This is a genomic window from Chroogloeocystis siderophila 5.2 s.c.1 (assembly GCF_001904655.1).
Taxonomy (GTDB): domain Bacteria; phylum Cyanobacteriota; class Cyanobacteriia; order Cyanobacteriales; family Chroococcidiopsidaceae; genus Chroogloeocystis; species Chroogloeocystis siderophila.
In genome coordinates this window covers 58,918-75,116 of record NZ_MRCC01000004.1, presented here as the reverse complement: position 1 = coordinate 75,116, position 16,199 = coordinate 58,918, and the positions used below count along the sequence as shown (strand labels likewise).

Genomic DNA, 16,199 nt, shown 5'->3' with positions numbered 1-16,199 from the left:
ACAAGGATTCTCTCATGGAGACACTTACACTAAAACTTCGAGGCATGAGTTGTGCCTCTTGTGCAAATAGTATTGAAGAAGCAATTCGCTCAGTTCCTGGGGTGACTGAATGCAACGTCAACTTTGGTGCAGAACAAGCCGCAGTTAAATATAACCCTGACAAAACCAGTATTGAAAAAATCCAAGCGGCGATTGAAGAAGCAGGATATGTGTCTTACTCTCTCCAAGAGCAAGAAATGGTAACTGGAGAAAACGATGCGGAAAAAGCCACACGTCTTGCTGAATCAAAAAAGCTGAAGCGTAAACTTTGGGTAGGAGGTGTCATTAGTATCATTCTCGTCATTGGCGGATTACCAATGATGACAGGGCTACATCTACCTTTGATTCCTGCGTGGCTACACAATCCTTGGTTTCAACTCGTGCTGACAACTCCGATTCAATTTTGGAGTGGTGAATCGTTTTATCAAGGTGCTTGGAAAGCGTTTAAACGCCATACAGCTACGATGGATACGCTAGTTGCACTGGGGACAAGTGCGGCGTATTTCTACTCGCTGTTTCCGACATTTTTTCCAGACTTTTTTCGCGCACAGGGGCTTGAACCAGCCGTTTACTACGAAATTTCTGCGGTTGTGATTACGCTGATTTTACTAGGGCGGTTGTTAGAAAATCGCGCCAAAGGACAAACTTCAGAAGCCATTCGCAAACTGATTGGCTTGCAAGCACGCGATGCAAGAGTAATTCGGAACGGACAAGAAATGGATATTCCAATTCAGGAAGTCCAAATTGATGATGTCATACTAGTCCGTCCTGGGGAAAAAATTCCGGTAGATGGCAAAGTGATTGAAGGCGCTTCAACGATAGATGAAGCGATGGTGACGGGTGAAAGTGTTCCCGTGAAGAAGCAGCCAGGCGATGAAGTAATTGGCGCAACGATTAACAAAACTGGGAGTTTTAAGTTTCGCGCAACGCGTGTTGGTAAAGATACGTTTCTCGCACAGATTGTGAAACTCGTTCAACAAGCGCAAGGTTCTAAAGCACCGATTCAGCAACTCGCCGATCGCGTCACTGGATGGTTTGTCCCCGCAGTAATTGCGATCGCGATCGCAACATTTATCGTTTGGTTTAACTTCTTGGGCAACTTAACACTTGCAACAATTACTACCATTGGTGTCTTGATTATTGCTTGTCCGTGTGCTTTGGGGTTAGCAACTCCTACCTCAATTATGGTCGGAACAGGTAAAGGTGCAGAAAACGGCATTTTAGTCAAGGGTGCAGAAAGTTTAGAACTCGCGCACAAAATTCAAACGATTGTTTTAGACAAAACGGGGACGATTACCGAAGGTAAACCCACAGTGACAGATTTTATGACTGTCAACGGTACAGCCAATCGTAATGAATTAAAACTCATCCAGCTAGCAGCATCGGTAGAACGTAACTCAGAACATCCGCTTGCAGAAGCAGTAGTGAGGTACGCCCAAGCGCAAGAAGTTGATCTTGCACAAGTGAAAGACTTTGAGGCGATCGCGGGTAGTGGCGTACAAGGAATCGTGGGCGATCACTTGGTACAAATCGGTACGCAGCGCTGGATGGAAGAATTAGGCATTGATACCCGCGTGCTGAGAGAACGCAAAACAACGTTAGAACATACAGGGAAAACAGCGGTTTGGCTCGCAGTAGATGGCAAAATGCAAGGACTCATGGGCATTGCGGATGCGCTTAAACCTTCTTCCGCACACGCTGTGGGCGCATTAAAACGCTTGGATTTAGAAGTTGTCATGCTCACGGGCGATAACCGAGCCACCGCAGAAGCGATCGCGCAACAAGTCGGAATTGATCGCGTCTTTGCTGAAGTGCGCCCCGATCAAAAAGCGGCGATTGTCAAGTCACTGCAAACAGAACGCGGTAGACATTCAAAATCTAAGACGGTTGCCATGGTAGGAGATGGTATCAACGATGCACCCGCATTAGCGCAAGCCGATGTCGGAATTGCGATTGGTACAGGAACTGATGTGGCGATCGCAGCGAGCGATATTACTTTAATCTCTGGCGAACTCCAAGGAATCATTACCGCAATTCAACTTAGTCGAGCCACGATCCGCAACATTCGTCAAAATCTCTTCTTCGCCTTTATCTATAACGTTGCAGGTATTCCCATTGCGGCGGGAATTCTTTTTCCGATCTTTGGCTGGCTACTCAATCCAATTATCGCTGGAGCAGCAATGGCGTTTAGTTCTGTATCTGTTGTTACTAATGCTTTGCGTTTACGTAACTTTCAGCCTGAAGTTTAATTGAGCAGAGGGGTAAATCATGTTTAGTCGAAGTCAAATTTGGGGAAGTCTTGCTGGATTAGGGTTACTATTGGGAACTGCGTCAGCACAAATGCTTCATGAAATGCCAGGTGAAATCGCCCCAACAAATCAATTTCGTCGTATTGAGCAACCTTTAGGGTTAAGAGTTGGTGTAACAGCAGGAGGTATCGCCTTAATCGGATTAGAGTTGTGGTGGTTTTTGCTAAGTAAAACGAAAGCGCAGCAAGCAGAAGCGCATCAAGGAATTCAAGAGTTAACAATTACAGTTGATGGCGGTTATCAACCCGATCGCATTGTCGTCAATGCAAATCAGCTTGTACGACTTAACTTTTTGCGTCGCGATCCGAGTAGCTGTCTAGAAAAGGTGTTATTTCCTGACTTTCATATTGCCCAAGATTTAGAGTTAGATCGCGTCACTTCTGTTGAATTTACACCTAAAAACCCAGGGCAATATCAATTTACGTGTGGGATGAATATGTTTCGCGGTGTGGTTGAAGTGACATAAGTTAGTAGACTTGATTTGTTGTTAAATTTGGTAATGGGTAATTGTTGATGAATCTTTCCTATTACCAATGACCAATTACTAGTCTTTATAAAATGCACTGTTCTTTTTTTGAATATTAGGACAAATTGTGTCTTCGTGTTGATGAGAAAAATCCTCCCAGCCTGAGAGTAATCCATTTAATTCAGCACGTAGAGTTAATAATTGCTTGACTTGTTGATCAATTTGTGTAACTTTTTCCTCTAATTTTTCTTTAACTTCACCGCACGGAAGTTCGCCGCGATCGTGAATATTAAGAATCTCGCCAATCTCTTCGAGGCTCAGCCCAAGACTTTGGGCGCGTTTAATAAAAGACAGGCGCGTTAGTACGTCATGAGAAAATTGCCGGAAACCTCCTTCGGTTCGCCCTATAGATTGCAGTAAACCTAGACTTTCGTAATAGCGAATTGTTCTAATTGGGATACCACTCAGCGCTGTCACCTGTCCAATTAATAAAGGCTTGCTGTCTTGAATTAACATTGAATGCCTCCAAATTGATTAAGCTGATGACTAGCACCTAAAAAATTGTTGTCTTATCTTAATTCTCTAGTCAGCTAGAGATCCATTATAACTTTCCTTCAAGGTAGCTCAAATGCAACGTACTCCAAGTTGGTATCAGCGCTTTTTCGCATGGACGATGGCGCATGGAAATGCAGATTATGAAGCAGCGGTACGCGATCGCAAGCAAAAATTATTCGCCGGAGTACACGGCAAAGTTTTAGAAATTGGACCAGGAACCGGACCTAATTTGGTTTACTATCCTCGCGATACGCACTGGATGGGAATTGAACCAAATCTTTATATGCATTCTTATTTGAAACAAGCAGCCGAACGTGTTGGGCTAGATATTGAAATTCGCAATGGTACTGCTGAACGACTCGAAATCGAAGATAATAGTATTGATGCCGTTGTGAGCACACTGGTTCTTTGCTCAGTGGATGATTTAGAAGCAACACTCAAAGAGATTTTGCGCGTACTCAAATCTGGCGGGCGTTTCTATTTTCTCGAACATGTTGCGGCTCCTCAAAACACGCGACTGCGTAAAATTCAAAATTGGATCGCCCCACTTTGGCAAGTTTTGGGCGACGGGTGTCATCCAAATCGAGAAACTTGGAGTGTATTAGAAAAGGTAGGTTTTGAAAAGTTAGATTACGAGCATTTTCAAGCAGATGCAGTCCCAGCGCTTATGAAACCGCAAATTATTGGTGTAGCAACAAAGAAGTCTTAATTTTTGCAAGATGAGTTGGAGTTTACAAAAGGTTTCTTCCGTTTCCTTTCAATATTGATCGTGATAGACGAAGTAGAATTTGCAGGCATAATTTTTGGATTGGTAAAGAACTATAGCAATGGTCAATATGTTTAGGAAATTACATAGGCTCAGAATTATTAGACCTCCTGCATGAATGTGACTGTGAATAAATTCGTAGACTTCCTATTAAAAGTCTTGTTTGAGTGTACGAAGGTACACTTTGTTTTGTAGCCGCCAACTTCAGTTGGAAAGCATTTGTGATTCATGCAGAAAGTCTATTGAGCAAACTAACTTGTAATGCTAAGCTTTGATCTCTGACTTTTGACCTCTGTTATACCAATAATTTATGGTTATTGTTTGCTTAAAAATGGGAAAAAGAAAGCACCTTGGCTTTCTGATTGAAGTCAACAAAAAGCTAATAGGTGCCTCAGCTTAATAGAAATGCTAAAATTCACTGTTTGTTTGCGCAAAACTCGCAATTCAGAGTTAAACGGCAACAAACATATTGGCTGTGAAATCGTTGGCGTGTACGCCATTCACAACTGCTAGAATTTCTTCTCCTAGGGTAATGAGTGACGAAGAACCGCTTTGCCCAATTGCCAAATCGCGGAAGGTTAACCCATTAGTTAAGCCAATTTTATCGCGTCCAGCATGAAAATCAATAATCGTATCTGTTCCTTCTCCTGCTGCTAAGACAAAAGTGTTGCGACCACTACCACCAGAGAAGTTATTGCCGATTAGGGTGTCGTTACCTAGTCCACCCCAAAGCAAATCATCGCCAGCATCGCCCCAAATGATGTCGTCACCAGCTTCGCCATAAAGCGTATCATTACCTGATTTACCGCTAATCCGGTCATTACCAGTGCCACCGTAGATGATATCATTGCCTCCGCGCCGATAGTTCTGAGGAGCGCGAAGGTTTAAGTCACCTCGAAGAAGATCGTTCCCCTCGCCGCCATAGAGGATATCATCACCAAGTCCACCGGCAACGGTATCATCGCCACCAAAGGCAACAATCACGTCTCTACCATCACCACCAACGAGTTCATCGCTCTCGTTCGTGCCATCTTGATAATCTGGCAAAGAGTTTAAGCCAAATAGAGTTTGATACATGATCTGATAAATCTCGGTATTGTCTACTGTTGAGTTCAGTAGATCTGCGTTCATACCGTAGGTTTTAGCAACAATACTGCCAGAGAAATCACTTGTTCCAGCCCAGGCGGTAACAAAGTTACCCATTTCCCCATCGAGGCTAGGCTGTGCTTGAAAGGTAGTTAACGGGGGAATCCGACCTTCACTACCATCGACGGGATTTTGGAAGGTTTCGGTATCAGTAGGATTGGTGGGCAGCGTTAATGCCGCGTCAACGGTTTCAGGAAGTGCTGGTGCAAACGGTGTAGGCTGCCATACTTGAATACCACCTGCTTCGCTATCCGCAGCAGTAATTAGCAAAGTATTGGGGTCTTGTTCGCGGATAAAATCCATGGCGACTCCAAAAGCTGCATCTGCTCGTAGCGTTGCTTCTAAGGTACCGCGAGAATTATTGTTGTTTGCGAGATTGTCGGTTCCTTCTTCTTCGGCGACAACCATGAATCCATCTGGATCTGCCGAGAGGATGGGCAAAGCGGCTGCCAACATTTCTGAAATCGTAGGCGGATTAGTAGGAGTACCATCGGGCAGAAACTGACCGTAGCTATCCAAGCCGAGGGACTGATTCAACTCTTCAGGGTTGTCGTTATAAGTATCTTCCGCCGCGAAGATTCCCAAAAGCTGAGTAGTGCCTTCAGGAAGATTTTGCAGTTCCTCTTTGCTGAAGACCACTGTGTAACCGGCAGCTTCTGCTTCTTCAATTAAGTTACGTCCGTCGGTACGGATTCCTTCTTGACCGAAGCGACCTACTGTACCTACGGGTAAATAGTGGATTTCGCCACCGCCTAAAATAATATCTACACCAGACTCCAGGATTTGTTTTGTAATCTCAGTAACATCGCTACGGTTTTCTACCTCTGCTAGAAATGCACCGGTTCCAGGTTCTGCGATGAAACCAGAGTTAATGACTGCTGTAGCTTTACCTGAGGCGATCGCCTCTTCGAGAATCGTGACACCGCGCTTGCCAGAGCGAGATACTACAGGATCGCCAAATTCGTCGAGTCCAAAGGAGCCTGCTTGAGCTTTAACACCTGTAGCATGGGTAACCGCACCCGCATTAGAGGTACCGACAATTTGATCCCTCATGTGACCTAGATACACTCCAGAATGGGAGAACTGATCATAATTGAGGCGACCGTCAGGTCCTTCGGACACAACGCGAGCAAAGCCATACATCGACGGGCTAGTGCCGTCGGGGTGAATAAAAATAACGTTTCCCGTATCTTTGGTAGCTTCTGGTGCAGGAACAAACTCAGGAACCTCGCGATCAGGCAAATCGACTCCAAATAGAGTTTCATACATTGCCCGATAAATGTCAGTATTGTCGAGAGTCACTGGTAACTTGTCTGCGTTGAGTCCGTGCGCTTTGCTCACAATTGCTCCAGCAAAGTCAGGCGTCCCAGCCCAGGCAGCACCAAAGTTATAAGTATTACCACTAGCAGATGGCTGCGTCACGAATGCTTCAGTGCCGACTCCATTTTGACCATCGCCTGGATTTTCAAAGTCAGGGAACTCAGGCAAGTCTAGCCCTGTTGGATTAGTGCGGAAAGTACCAACGATCTCATCAGTATCATCAATCTGTAAACCGCCTGCATCGCTATCGGCAGCTGTAATGATCAGCGTGTTCGGGTGTCTTTCATAAAATTCTTTGGCTACCCCGATTGCTTCATCTGTGCGCAACAGTGCTTCTAGCGTACCAGAGGCATTATTAACGTTGCCAAAATTGTCTGTTCCTTCTTCCTCTAATACTGTAAACGATCCGTTCTCAAACTTAGGATTGCGCTCTAAAATGGTCTGGGCTGCCTTGAGCATTTCACCAACCGTCGGAGCAGTCGGCACGTAGGGTTCCGTGTCTGTTGCTAAGAGATTTTCTTCTACACCGCGCAGGTTGCCCTCTGGAGTAGGAATATTGTCATTAAAGGTGTCTTCATTGGCAAAGATTCCCAACACTTTGAGGACTTTTGGATTAGCGGCTGCTGCCTTGAGTTGCTCTTCTGTATAAACAACTGTATAGCCAAGGCTCTCTGCTAACTCAATGAGGTTAATGTCAGGACGAATGTTGGCATCGGTAGAGATTGCATCAAGCTGCTGGGCTGACTCAGCGTAGACGGCTTCTGCTGGTGGCTTTGTCCCCACAGGTAGGTAGTTGACCAAACCGCCACCCAGAATCACGTCAATGCCCGACTCAACCACCTGACGCGTAATTTCCGCAAACTGACCTCGCGGAAATGCACCAAACCCTGTGGCTCCTGCGGGCACATCAGCTTGTCCCACTTTTGCCGCAAACGCACCCGAACCAGGCTCTGCAATCACGCCAGAGTTGATCAATGCCGTGGCTTTATTGGCAGCAACTGCTTCCTGCATAATGGTCTGGTTGGTACCCGAAAGAGCCGTCAGTTCTTTTTCGACAACTCGCCCACTAGCTTCATCAATAACAGGATTCCCATTCTCGTCGCGAACAACCTCAAACCCAAACGATTCAGCATACACCTTCACACCTGTTGCGTGGGTGACTGCACCACCATTAGAAGTCCCAGTCAACTGATCTTCCATATGACCGAGATAAACGCGGGCTTCATCTAATGTGTCCCAATTAAGGCGACCATCTGGTCCTTCTTTGACTAAGCGAGCCATTGTGAAGTGAGCCGGACTAGCACCATCTGGATGAATGAAGATAACGTGATTGTTAGCCATGTTTAGTGAGGTAACGACATCAAGAAAGCATCCAAAAAGCTTTATCCTAATAAATAGACCGAGTTCTCAAGCTATAAAGAACCCTCATGCATTTTGACCTTGAAGTATTTCAGCAAAAACGTATTCAAAAGCCTTTCATCTTGATATGAAGCTTTTGAAGCTAGCACAGGCGGTGCAGTACAACTAACACTAGGTTTTCATTGATATGAAATTTTGTCGGAAGCTAAAATTATGGAAGGTCAACTTAGATCGCGGTGGGTCTCCAAAGACCAGGTAAAAAGAGCACATAATCTTTGAGATGAGATACTTTCGGTCAAGCTTATTGGTAGCTGCTTTCAAGTAGAGCATCTCACTATTAGTTAAAGATTTAACTCTCGAAGAGGTTAAGCTTGCGTTAAACCAAAAGTAGGTTTACATTATATGACTGATAATGATTTAGGACAAAGGCGATTGAGCGAAGCCCAGCGCCAAGGGCGATCGCCTCTTATCCCGCAACAAAGTATTGCTGCCAAAATTTTCCATTGGCTCAATATCATTAGCTTGTTATTAATGATTACCAGCGGATTGCAAATATATAACGCAAATCCTGTCTTTGGCGGACGTAATGGTATTCCATTTCCACCAATATTTTTACTGGGAGGTTGGCTAGCAGGTGGGCGACATTGGCATTTTGCCGCGATGTGGCTATTTGCACTCAATCTGCTATGGTACGGTGTTTATATTTTGATGACACGCCGCTGGCGACATCGGTTTGTGAGTGGTAAAGATATCAAAGCATTACAGCGCACCCAAAACCAAAAGCGACGCAACTATGCTTGGCATCGGATTACTTATACGGCAATTATTCCAATCTTGCTATTAGCGATATTTACTGGAATGGGGATGTATAAACCTGCTCAATTTCACTCGATTGTCGATTGTTTTGGCAGTTGGCAAGCTTTGAGAATTGTTCATTTTGCAACCGTGCCATTAGTTGTTATCTACGCTGCAATTCACTCGTGGTTAAGTTTAAAGGTTGGTGGTTCGCGCCTAGTTGAATCAATGTTTTGGTAAAGAAATATTGTTAGTCCACGAAGGTGGACTTCGTTTATCAGCCGCGAATTCATTCGCCAGGCGTCCCATCAAATTCACGTAAAAAAATGCATCAACTTCCGTCACGTCGTCGTTTTTTAGAGTTGTCTGGGTTTTCGAGTTTGAGTTTATTGCTTGGTGGGTGTGCGCTGAGTTTGGTTGAAGGTGTTGTTGGTAAGACGTTTGAACCGCTTAATCAAAGTGTTGAAACTCTACTGTTTAATCCTCAAAAGTTGATACCGGAATTTCCTGAAAGTGAAATTGAGCCAGAAGCGCTGATTGTTAATACTTATAGATTTACTCCTGTTATCGATCCATTGACGTTTCGATTAATTATTGACGGTGAGGTAGATAATCCTTTGAGTTTGAGTTTGGCAGAAATTCAGCAGCTACCGCATCACACAATGACAATTCGCCATGTTTGCGTTGAAGGATGGGCGGCGATCGTGCAGTGGGGTGGCGTTCGTATGCGCGATTTGGTATCGCTAGCACAACCTAAATCAGATGTCCGCTATGCTTACTTTGAATCGGCGGATGGCTATTACGAAAGTTGGGATTTAGCTTCTGCGGTTCATCCGCAAACACTTCTTGCAAATCAAAAGAATGGAGAGGCTTTACCCATTGAAAACGGTGCGCCTTTGCGTCTTGCTTCGCCGATTAAACTAGGCTACAAGCAAAGTAAGTGGGTCACGCGAATTACGTTAGTTAATCAACTACGACGTTCTCAGGGGTATTGGGAAGATCAAGGTTATGAGTGGTATGCAGGGCTTTAAAGGAGTGAGGGGCTTTCAATCATTGTCGCATTTTCTTGCTTTTGCCCCTTTTCGGTAAAATCAGGAAATGACACAGCATCAATTCTCAATCCCTCCGCATACTTGGACTCGTCCCATCGGTCTTGGTTGGGATAAACCTTATACTGTCCGCATGGCGAGTAATCTAGATGATGGTCCTTGGCATGGAATGCCTTTAGGTGGCTTCGGTGCAGGGTGTATCGGTCGTGCTTCGCGTGGCGATTTCAATTTATGGCATATTGATAGTGGCGAACATACTTTTAAAAGTATTCCAGCTTGTCAGTTTAGTATATTTGAGCAGCAAGCATCGACGTCACAAGCTTTCGCATTATGTACACAACCGCCTGCTGATGGCACTTTGACAACATGGCAGTGGTATCCACAACATTGCGAGAATGGTGTTTATCACGCGTTGTATCCTCGCAGTTGGTTTATCTATGAAAACGTCTTTCAAGCGCATCTAGCTTGCGAGCAGTTTTCACCAATTTTGCCGGAGAATTATCAGGAGACAAGTTATCCTGTTGCTGTGTTTGTGTGGAGGGCGCACAACCCCACAAATGCGCCACTAACGTTGAGTATTATGCTGACTTGGCAAAACACAGTTGGCTGGTTTCAAAATGCTATCAAAAATCCTGAAATTAGAATGCGCGATGATGGCAGTCCGGTTTATGAATATGAACCTTGTTTAGGTAATAGTGCTGGTAACTTTAATCGGTTGATTGTTGAAGATAATTATTGTGCTTGCTTACTAGAACGCACTGGTAGTGATTTGCAAGATGGTATCGGACAGTGGGCGATCGCAACTACGCAACAACCCAATATAGAACTTTTCTACCACACGCGCTGGAATCCTAACAGTGATGGTGCAGAGATTTGGCACAATTTTGCCAATAATGGCTTTTTACCTAATACTGAAAATACAACCCCAGCAGGAAAACAAGAACAACTTGCAGCGGCGATCGCGGTGCGGTTTACACTGCAACCAGGCGAAACTCGCGAAATTCCTTTTGCGATCGCGTGGGATTTTCCTGTAACTGAATTTGCACTAGGAGTAAAATATTTCCGCCGTTACACCGATTTTTTTGGTCGAAATGGGGATAATGCACTAGCGATCGCGCAAACGGCATTACAAAACTATCAATCTTGGCAACAGCAAATTCAAGCTTGGCAGCAACCCATTCTAGATCGCGACGATCTTCCCAGTGTTTTTAAAATGGCACTGTTTAACGAACTGTACGACCTCACGAGTGGTGGTACATTGTGGAGTGCAGCAGACGATCGCGATCCGGTTGGTCAATTTGCGGTTTTAGAATGCTTTGATTACCGCTGGTACGAAAGTCTGGACGTCCGGCTGTATGGTTCTTTTGCCTTATTGATGCTATGGTCTAAACTCGAAAAATCTGTAATTCGCGCTTTTGCCAGAGCAATTGGACAACGCGACGATCACACTCGCGTGATTGGTTACTACTACACGCAAGGGCTAGAAAGTCCTACTGCTTTACGCAAAGTTGCAGGTGCAACACCTCATGATTTAGGCGCACCAAATGAGCATCCTTGGGAAGCTACTAACTATACAAGTTATCAAGATTGCAATTTGTGGAAAGATTTATCGTGCGATTTTGTTTTACAAGTCTACCGCGATTTTGTGCTAACGGGTGCGACAGATTGGGAGTTGTTGTGGGATTGTTGGTCTGCGGTTGTCCAAACACTAACTTACTTAAAGACGTTCGATTTAGATGGAGACGGAATTCCTGAAAATTCGGGCGCACCGGATCAAACCTTTGATGACTGGCGCTTGCAAGGTGTCAGTGCTTATTGTGGCGGATTGTGGTTAGCTGCACTTGAAGCGGCGATCGCGATCGGTAAAACTCTACTCAGTTACCCTGACGATCATCCTGCAAGTAAAATTCTAGCTTCTGCGCCTGATTACCCACCTATTCCCGAAACTATTGATATATTTCAATCTTGGTTAGTGCGATCGCGCCCAATATATCAAGAAAAACTGTGGAATGGTCAATACTATCGCCTCGATAGCAAGAGTGGTTCAGATGTAGTCATGGCAGATCAACTGTGCGGACAATTTTATGCACGATTACTCGGTTTACCTGACATTGTGCCTCCAGAATGTGCTACGCAAGCCTTGAAGACAGTTTATAATGCTTGCTTTGTGAAATTTCATAATGGTCAATTTGGCGCGGCTAATGGCTTAAAACTCGATGGTTCGCCAGAAAACCCCAACGCGACGCATCCTTTGGAAGTTTGGACAGGAATTAACTTTGGACTGGCGGCGTTTCTGATGCAAATGGGTATGAAATCAGAAGCATGGCGCATAACGCAAGCTGTGGTACAGCAAGTTTACGACAATGGATTACAGTTTCGCACTCCCGAAGCGATTACTGCCAAAGGAACATTTCGCGCTTGTCACTACCTGCGCCCTATGGCAATTTGGGCAATTTATCGCGTATTGACTTTTTAGTAAGCTGCGGTTAGAAACCGCTGCTACAAAGGCGAAACCCGCCTACGCGGGTTAGAACCTCGGCTGTTAGTCTGCAAAGGCAGACTTTGCCTGGGCAGGCGCGACTTCTAGTCGCTAGCCACAAAAGATTTGTCGGTCAATCAGGGTTTTCACCTCTTGCTTCTTGCTATATCATTTCCAACTACATAATCCAACTATTGATATCGTTGCGCCTTGGTGAGTTACTAGTTACTATTCACTCATCAACCAAACTTGTTATTTTTCATGGAAAAATTATATAAATACCAATTAAATTAAAGTTTCTGTAAAGTTTCATTCAAATCTGCGTAATTCTTGATTGTGTCACGGACAGATCTATATAGGTTCATAGTTTCACTTGTTGCCATCTGAACTTATGCTTTAGCTGCTCGTGCAGCCAACTTGCACAAACGCAACAAACAGCAAGTTTTATAGCCATGCCAGTCAAGAATTTTCTCAAGCCTCAACAAAAAGAACAATTGCAGCAAGCGCTGCGAGAAAGCCAATGCCCATATTTCAGGGAACGGGTGCTGATGCTACTTTTAATGAACGATGGAAAAACATACCAAGAAATTGCTGATTTTATCGGCTGCTCGTATCGTACCGTTGCTTACTGGTGTACGCATAGCGAACCAGATAATCTAGATAGCATGAAAGACCAGCGACAAAATGGTAACTATCGCAAAGCAACAGCCGAGTATATCGATCGCTTGATGGAAATTGTGCAAAAGAAACCGAGTGAGTTAGGATTACCTTTTGAAAATTGGAGTGGCGAACGCCTCGCAACTTATCTCGCTCAATTGACAGGAATAGACCTAACAGGAGCACACGTTAGAAAGCTGTTAAAAAAACAGCGAGACAATACACCAAGAAAGTGCTGCACTAGATGACTTTTTTACTGTCTCGTTTTGAATTAGTCTTGACCATAATTTAGAGCTTAAGGGCAGTTTTTTCAACTGTCCTTTAAAGTATATTGTGATGATTTTTTAAATTTTAAGTTATAGAGTTTTTATTCTGAATTAAACTAATATAGCAAGACGTATTAAGATTAGGACATTTATAATCCTGAGTTGCCGTTGCTACAGCGAAAACTTTTGTACACGGGTTAAGTGGGTTGAGGGGAGTTTTCAAGACAAAGCTTTCAAAAAAGCTAATTGCTAACTACTACAAAACACAACTCTTTTCTATAAGCAAATTTAAAATAACTCAATTACAGGAAGAATCCTAAACGACTTAATGTAAATTATGTACGCATTTTTTTGTGTAAGATTTTTAAATTGAATTTAAAAAAGTTTGCATATAGTAGCAAACAATGAATCTTTCCTTTACTAAAATTAACACTTTGGTAAAATTTTCAATTCTTGACCCACGATAGAAAACGAACCAACCTGAATTTGATAATAGTTATCATTAACTATAGAGCTTAAGGAATGAACAGATGGTAACTGCAACAACGAATGACGTTGTACCTGTAACAGTTCTTACGGGCTACTTGGGAGCAGGTAAGACAACGTTACTCAATCGTATCCTCACGTACGAACACGGAAAAAAGGTCGCTGTGATTGTCAACGAGTTTGGGGAAGTGGGTATTGATAACCAATTGGTAATCGATGCAGATGAAGAAATCTTCGAGATGAATAACGGCTGTATCTGCTGTACTGTGCGTGGCGATTTAATTCGGATTATTGGCAATTTGATGCGGCGGCGCGATAAATTCGATCACCTGGTGATTGAAACAACAGGACTTGCTGACCCTGCGCCTGTGATTCAGACATTTTTTGTCGATGAAGATATGCAGACGCAGTTGAGTTTAGATGCGGTTGTAACGGTTGTGGACGCTAAGCACATATGGCAACACTGGGAAGCGGACGAGGCGCAAGAGCAGATTGCGTTTGCCGATGTTATTTTGCTTAATAAAGTTGATTTGGTTTCAGAAGATGTTTTAGAAGAGTTAGAACGGCGAATTCGGGGGATGAATGCGATCGCCAAAATTTACCGCACTCGCAATGCTGAGTTAGAAATGGACATGCTACTAGGCGTTAACGCGTTTGACTTAGGTCGCGCCTTAGAAATTGACCCAAATTTTTTAAAAGAAGATGCGCACGAGCATGATGAAACTGTTGGTTCAGTTGCTTTAGTAGAAAGTGGCGCTTTAAGTATGGAGAAGTTGAACGAATGGATGAGCTATCTTCTACAGACGCGTGGACCTGATATTTTCCGCATGAAGGGAATTTTAAATATTGCTGGAGAAGATCACCGCTTTGTATTTCAAGGTGTTCATATGCTGTTCGAGGGTAAGCGTGATCGCCGTTGGAAACCGAATGAAACGCCTAAAAACGAACTTGTGTTTATCGGTCGCAATCTTGATGAAGCCGAGTTACGTGAAAATTTATTAGCGTGTATGGCGTAGATTATAGACAAAGCAGAGGAGTTAAGAAAATTCTGTAACCTCAAAACTCATCACTATTCACTATAGCAATTGCAGCGATGCTTAGGACGTGGTTTGACACTCCCCGCTCGCGCGTTGATAGTTGATAGTTGACACCTTCCCACACTCTGTCAATTGTTCACTGCCATAGCGACTGTTTTCCTCGCTTAAGTTTTCCTGGTTCAAGTATTGGTTACTTTAACGTGTCAGTTCGATGTTTTTCTAATTTGCAAGATCCATGAAATCTAAAACAGTTAATTCTCAGCAGTTTGATTTGTACTTTGCACAAATGCTTGAGGATTATGTCACAGCGATCGCGTGGTCGCCGCAGGGTAAATTCTTAGCTACGAGTTCTGCGGCTGGAGAAGTTATCGTGTGGGAACATACGCCTGATCGTCAAGAAAAGTGGCAACGAATACCACTACAAACAAGTCAAGATCAATCTGTAGACTGTCTGGCGTTTTCTAGTGATGGTCATTTTCTGGCAGCGGGCGGTCAAGCAGGAGTCAAAATTTGGCAACGAGATCGAGATACTGATGTCAATCAGTGGCAGTTGCTGAGTATAACGCATCCTTCAGCTTGGGTCGATCGACTCGCGTGGAATCCTCTGAGCAACCAGCTTGCTTTTAGTTTAGGGCGTACTATTCAGATTTGGGACGCGACAACGCCGGATACTTCCACGACACTCAACTTTGCTGCGTCTTCGGTACTCGGCTTAGATTGGAGTTCTGATGGTCAGTATCTTGCGATCGCAGGCTATCACGGTGTCAAAATTTGGGAAAGTCGCGACTGGAATGAAGACCCTTATATTTTCGATCTGCCAACTGCGAGTGTTGCGATCGCGTGGGCTGGCGATAGTAAATACTTTGCGATTGGTAATATGGACCGCACAATCGCTGTGTTTGAATGGAATAATCCTAACCCTTGGGTGATGCGGGGTTTTCCTGGAAAAATTCGTCAAATTACGTGGTCAACCGCGAATCAAAATCCACCTTTGTTTGCAGCGGCTAGTGTTGAAGGGGTCGTGGTGTGGTCTAAGCATCCTGACGATCTGGTTGGTTGGGAAAGCCAAGTTTTACAGCATCATCTCGGCGTTATACAAGCGATCGCGTTTCAACCCAACAGCTTACTTTTAGCTTCTGCTGCTGAAGATGGTTTAATTTGCTTGTGGCATAAAGCGCAACGTCTTGCCCAGATTTTAGAAGGCGCACCGCAAGGCTTTTCGTGTCTTGCTTGGCATCCTCAAGGTCAGCACCTCGCTGCTGGCGGTCACAATGGTGAATTACACATCTGGATACAATCGCGTCGCGGTCAAGGATTTAATCTTCGCTAAAAAGTGCAGGAAAGATGTGAAATTAAAAGTTTCATGCTTATCTTCTTCCCCAATCTTGGAGGCTTCGTGTACACACAAATAGTCGGTATCTAGCAAAGTCCCTAGCGAACCGCCTCCCAATCCCCACTACGTGGGAAGTC

Annotated in this window: 11 protein-coding genes; 9 read left to right on the top strand and 2 right to left on the bottom strand. The window is 44.2% G+C overall.

From position 1 onward, the window contains the following. Positions 1-14 precede the first annotated feature (14 nt). Positions 15-2,288, top strand: coding sequence for a heavy metal translocating P-type ATPase (locus NIES1031_RS05260; RefSeq protein WP_073548452.1), 2,274 nt, complete (start codon positions 15-17; stop codon positions 2,286-2,288). A 19-nt stretch (positions 2,289-2,307) separates the two neighbouring features. Continuing rightward, a complete protein-coding gene (locus tag NIES1031_RS05255; RefSeq protein WP_073548451.1) occupies positions 2,308-2,814 on the top strand; it encodes a cupredoxin domain-containing protein in 507 nt (168 codons plus the stop codon). Between the two features lie 78 nt (positions 2,815-2,892). Here the strand turns inward: NIES1031_RS05255 and NIES1031_RS05250 are convergent, their stop codons facing one another. Continuing rightward, entirely contained in the window at positions 2,893-3,330 is a 438-nt protein-coding gene (locus NIES1031_RS05250) for a heavy metal-responsive transcriptional regulator (protein ID WP_073548450.1), read from the bottom strand. Between the two features lie 112 nt (positions 3,331-3,442). On the opposite strand from NIES1031_RS05250, the gene NIES1031_RS05245 reads away from it, so the two are divergent. Continuing rightward, a complete protein-coding gene (locus NIES1031_RS05245; RefSeq protein WP_073548449.1) occupies positions 3,443-4,078 on the top strand; it encodes a class I SAM-dependent methyltransferase in 636 nt (211 codons plus the stop codon). A gap of 507 nt (positions 4,079-4,585) precedes the next feature. Here NIES1031_RS05245 and NIES1031_RS05240 read toward each other — a convergent pair. After that, positions 4,586-7,942 (bottom strand): alkaline phosphatase, encoded by a 3,357-nt coding sequence (locus NIES1031_RS05240; protein WP_073548448.1) that lies wholly within the window; start codon positions 7,940-7,942, stop codon positions 4,586-4,588. Positions 7,943-8,362: 420 nt separating this feature from the next. Between NIES1031_RS05240 and NIES1031_RS05235 the strand changes: the two genes are divergently transcribed. The 6 genes from NIES1031_RS05235 to NIES1031_RS05210 all read left to right on the top strand — a co-directional run bounded on the left by NIES1031_RS05235 (position 8,363) and on the right by NIES1031_RS05210 (position 16,059). Next, complete coding sequence (locus NIES1031_RS05235) at positions 8,363-8,995, top strand: cytochrome b/b6 domain-containing protein (protein WP_218596673.1); 633 nt, start codon at positions 8,363-8,365, stop codon at positions 8,993-8,995. An 86-nt stretch (positions 8,996-9,081) separates the two neighbouring features. Continuing rightward, positions 9,082-9,786 (top strand): molybdopterin-dependent oxidoreductase, encoded by a 705-nt coding sequence (locus NIES1031_RS05230; protein ID WP_073548447.1) that lies wholly within the window; start codon positions 9,082-9,084, stop codon positions 9,784-9,786. 67 nt (positions 9,787-9,853) lie between these two features. Then, on the top strand, positions 9,854-12,280 hold the full coding sequence (locus NIES1031_RS05225; protein WP_073548446.1) for a GH116 family glycosyl hydrolase: 2,427 nt from the start codon (positions 9,854-9,856) through the stop codon (positions 12,278-12,280). 455 nt (positions 12,281-12,735) lie between these two features. Next, positions 12,736-13,188, top strand: coding sequence for a helix-turn-helix domain-containing protein (locus NIES1031_RS05220; RefSeq protein WP_073548445.1), 453 nt, complete (start codon positions 12,736-12,738; stop codon positions 13,186-13,188). A 548-nt stretch (positions 13,189-13,736) separates the two neighbouring features. Further along, positions 13,737-14,708 carry a CobW family GTP-binding protein gene (locus tag NIES1031_RS05215; RefSeq protein WP_073548444.1) on the top strand — a complete coding sequence of 324 codons (972 nt, stop codon included), beginning with the start codon at positions 13,737-13,739 and terminating at the stop codon, positions 14,706-14,708. A gap of 256 nt (positions 14,709-14,964) precedes the next feature. Beyond that, positions 14,965-16,059, top strand: coding sequence for a WD40 repeat domain-containing protein (locus NIES1031_RS05210; RefSeq protein ID WP_073548443.1), 1,095 nt, complete (start codon positions 14,965-14,967; stop codon positions 16,057-16,059). The last annotated feature ends 140 nt before the right edge of the window (positions 16,060-16,199 follow it).

Bases quoted from the DNA above. Each gene is read 5' to 3' on its own strand.
- NIES1031_RS05245 (WP_073548449.1), top strand. From the start codon at position 3,443: ATGCAACGTACTCCAAGTTGGTATCAGCGCTTTTTCGCATGGACGATG.
- NIES1031_RS05260 (WP_073548452.1), top strand. From the start codon at position 15: ATGGAGACACTTACACTAAAACTTCGAGGCATGAGTTGTGCCTCTTGT.
- NIES1031_RS05210 (WP_073548443.1), top strand. From the start codon at position 14,965: ATGAAATCTAAAACAGTTAATTCTCAGCAGTTTGATTTGTACTTTGCA.
- NIES1031_RS05240 (WP_073548448.1), bottom strand. From the start codon at position 7,942: ATGGCTAACAATCACGTTATCTTCATTCATCCAGATGGTGCTAGTCCG.
- NIES1031_RS05215 (WP_073548444.1), top strand. From the start codon at position 13,737: ATGGTAACTGCAACAACGAATGACGTTGTACCTGTAACAGTTCTTACG.
- NIES1031_RS05250 (WP_073548450.1), bottom strand. From the start codon at position 3,330: ATGTTAATTCAAGACAGCAAGCCTTTATTAATTGGACAGGTGACAGCG.
- NIES1031_RS05220 (WP_073548445.1), top strand. From the start codon at position 12,736: ATGCCAGTCAAGAATTTTCTCAAGCCTCAACAAAAAGAACAATTGCAG.
- NIES1031_RS05235 (WP_218596673.1), top strand. From the start codon at position 8,363: ATGACTGATAATGATTTAGGACAAAGGCGATTGAGCGAAGCCCAGCGC.
- NIES1031_RS05255 (WP_073548451.1), top strand. From the start codon at position 2,308: ATGTTTAGTCGAAGTCAAATTTGGGGAAGTCTTGCTGGATTAGGGTTA.
- NIES1031_RS05225 (WP_073548446.1), top strand. From the start codon at position 9,854: ATGACACAGCATCAATTCTCAATCCCTCCGCATACTTGGACTCGTCCC.
- NIES1031_RS05230 (WP_073548447.1), top strand. From the start codon at position 9,082: ATGCATCAACTTCCGTCACGTCGTCGTTTTTTAGAGTTGTCTGGGTTT.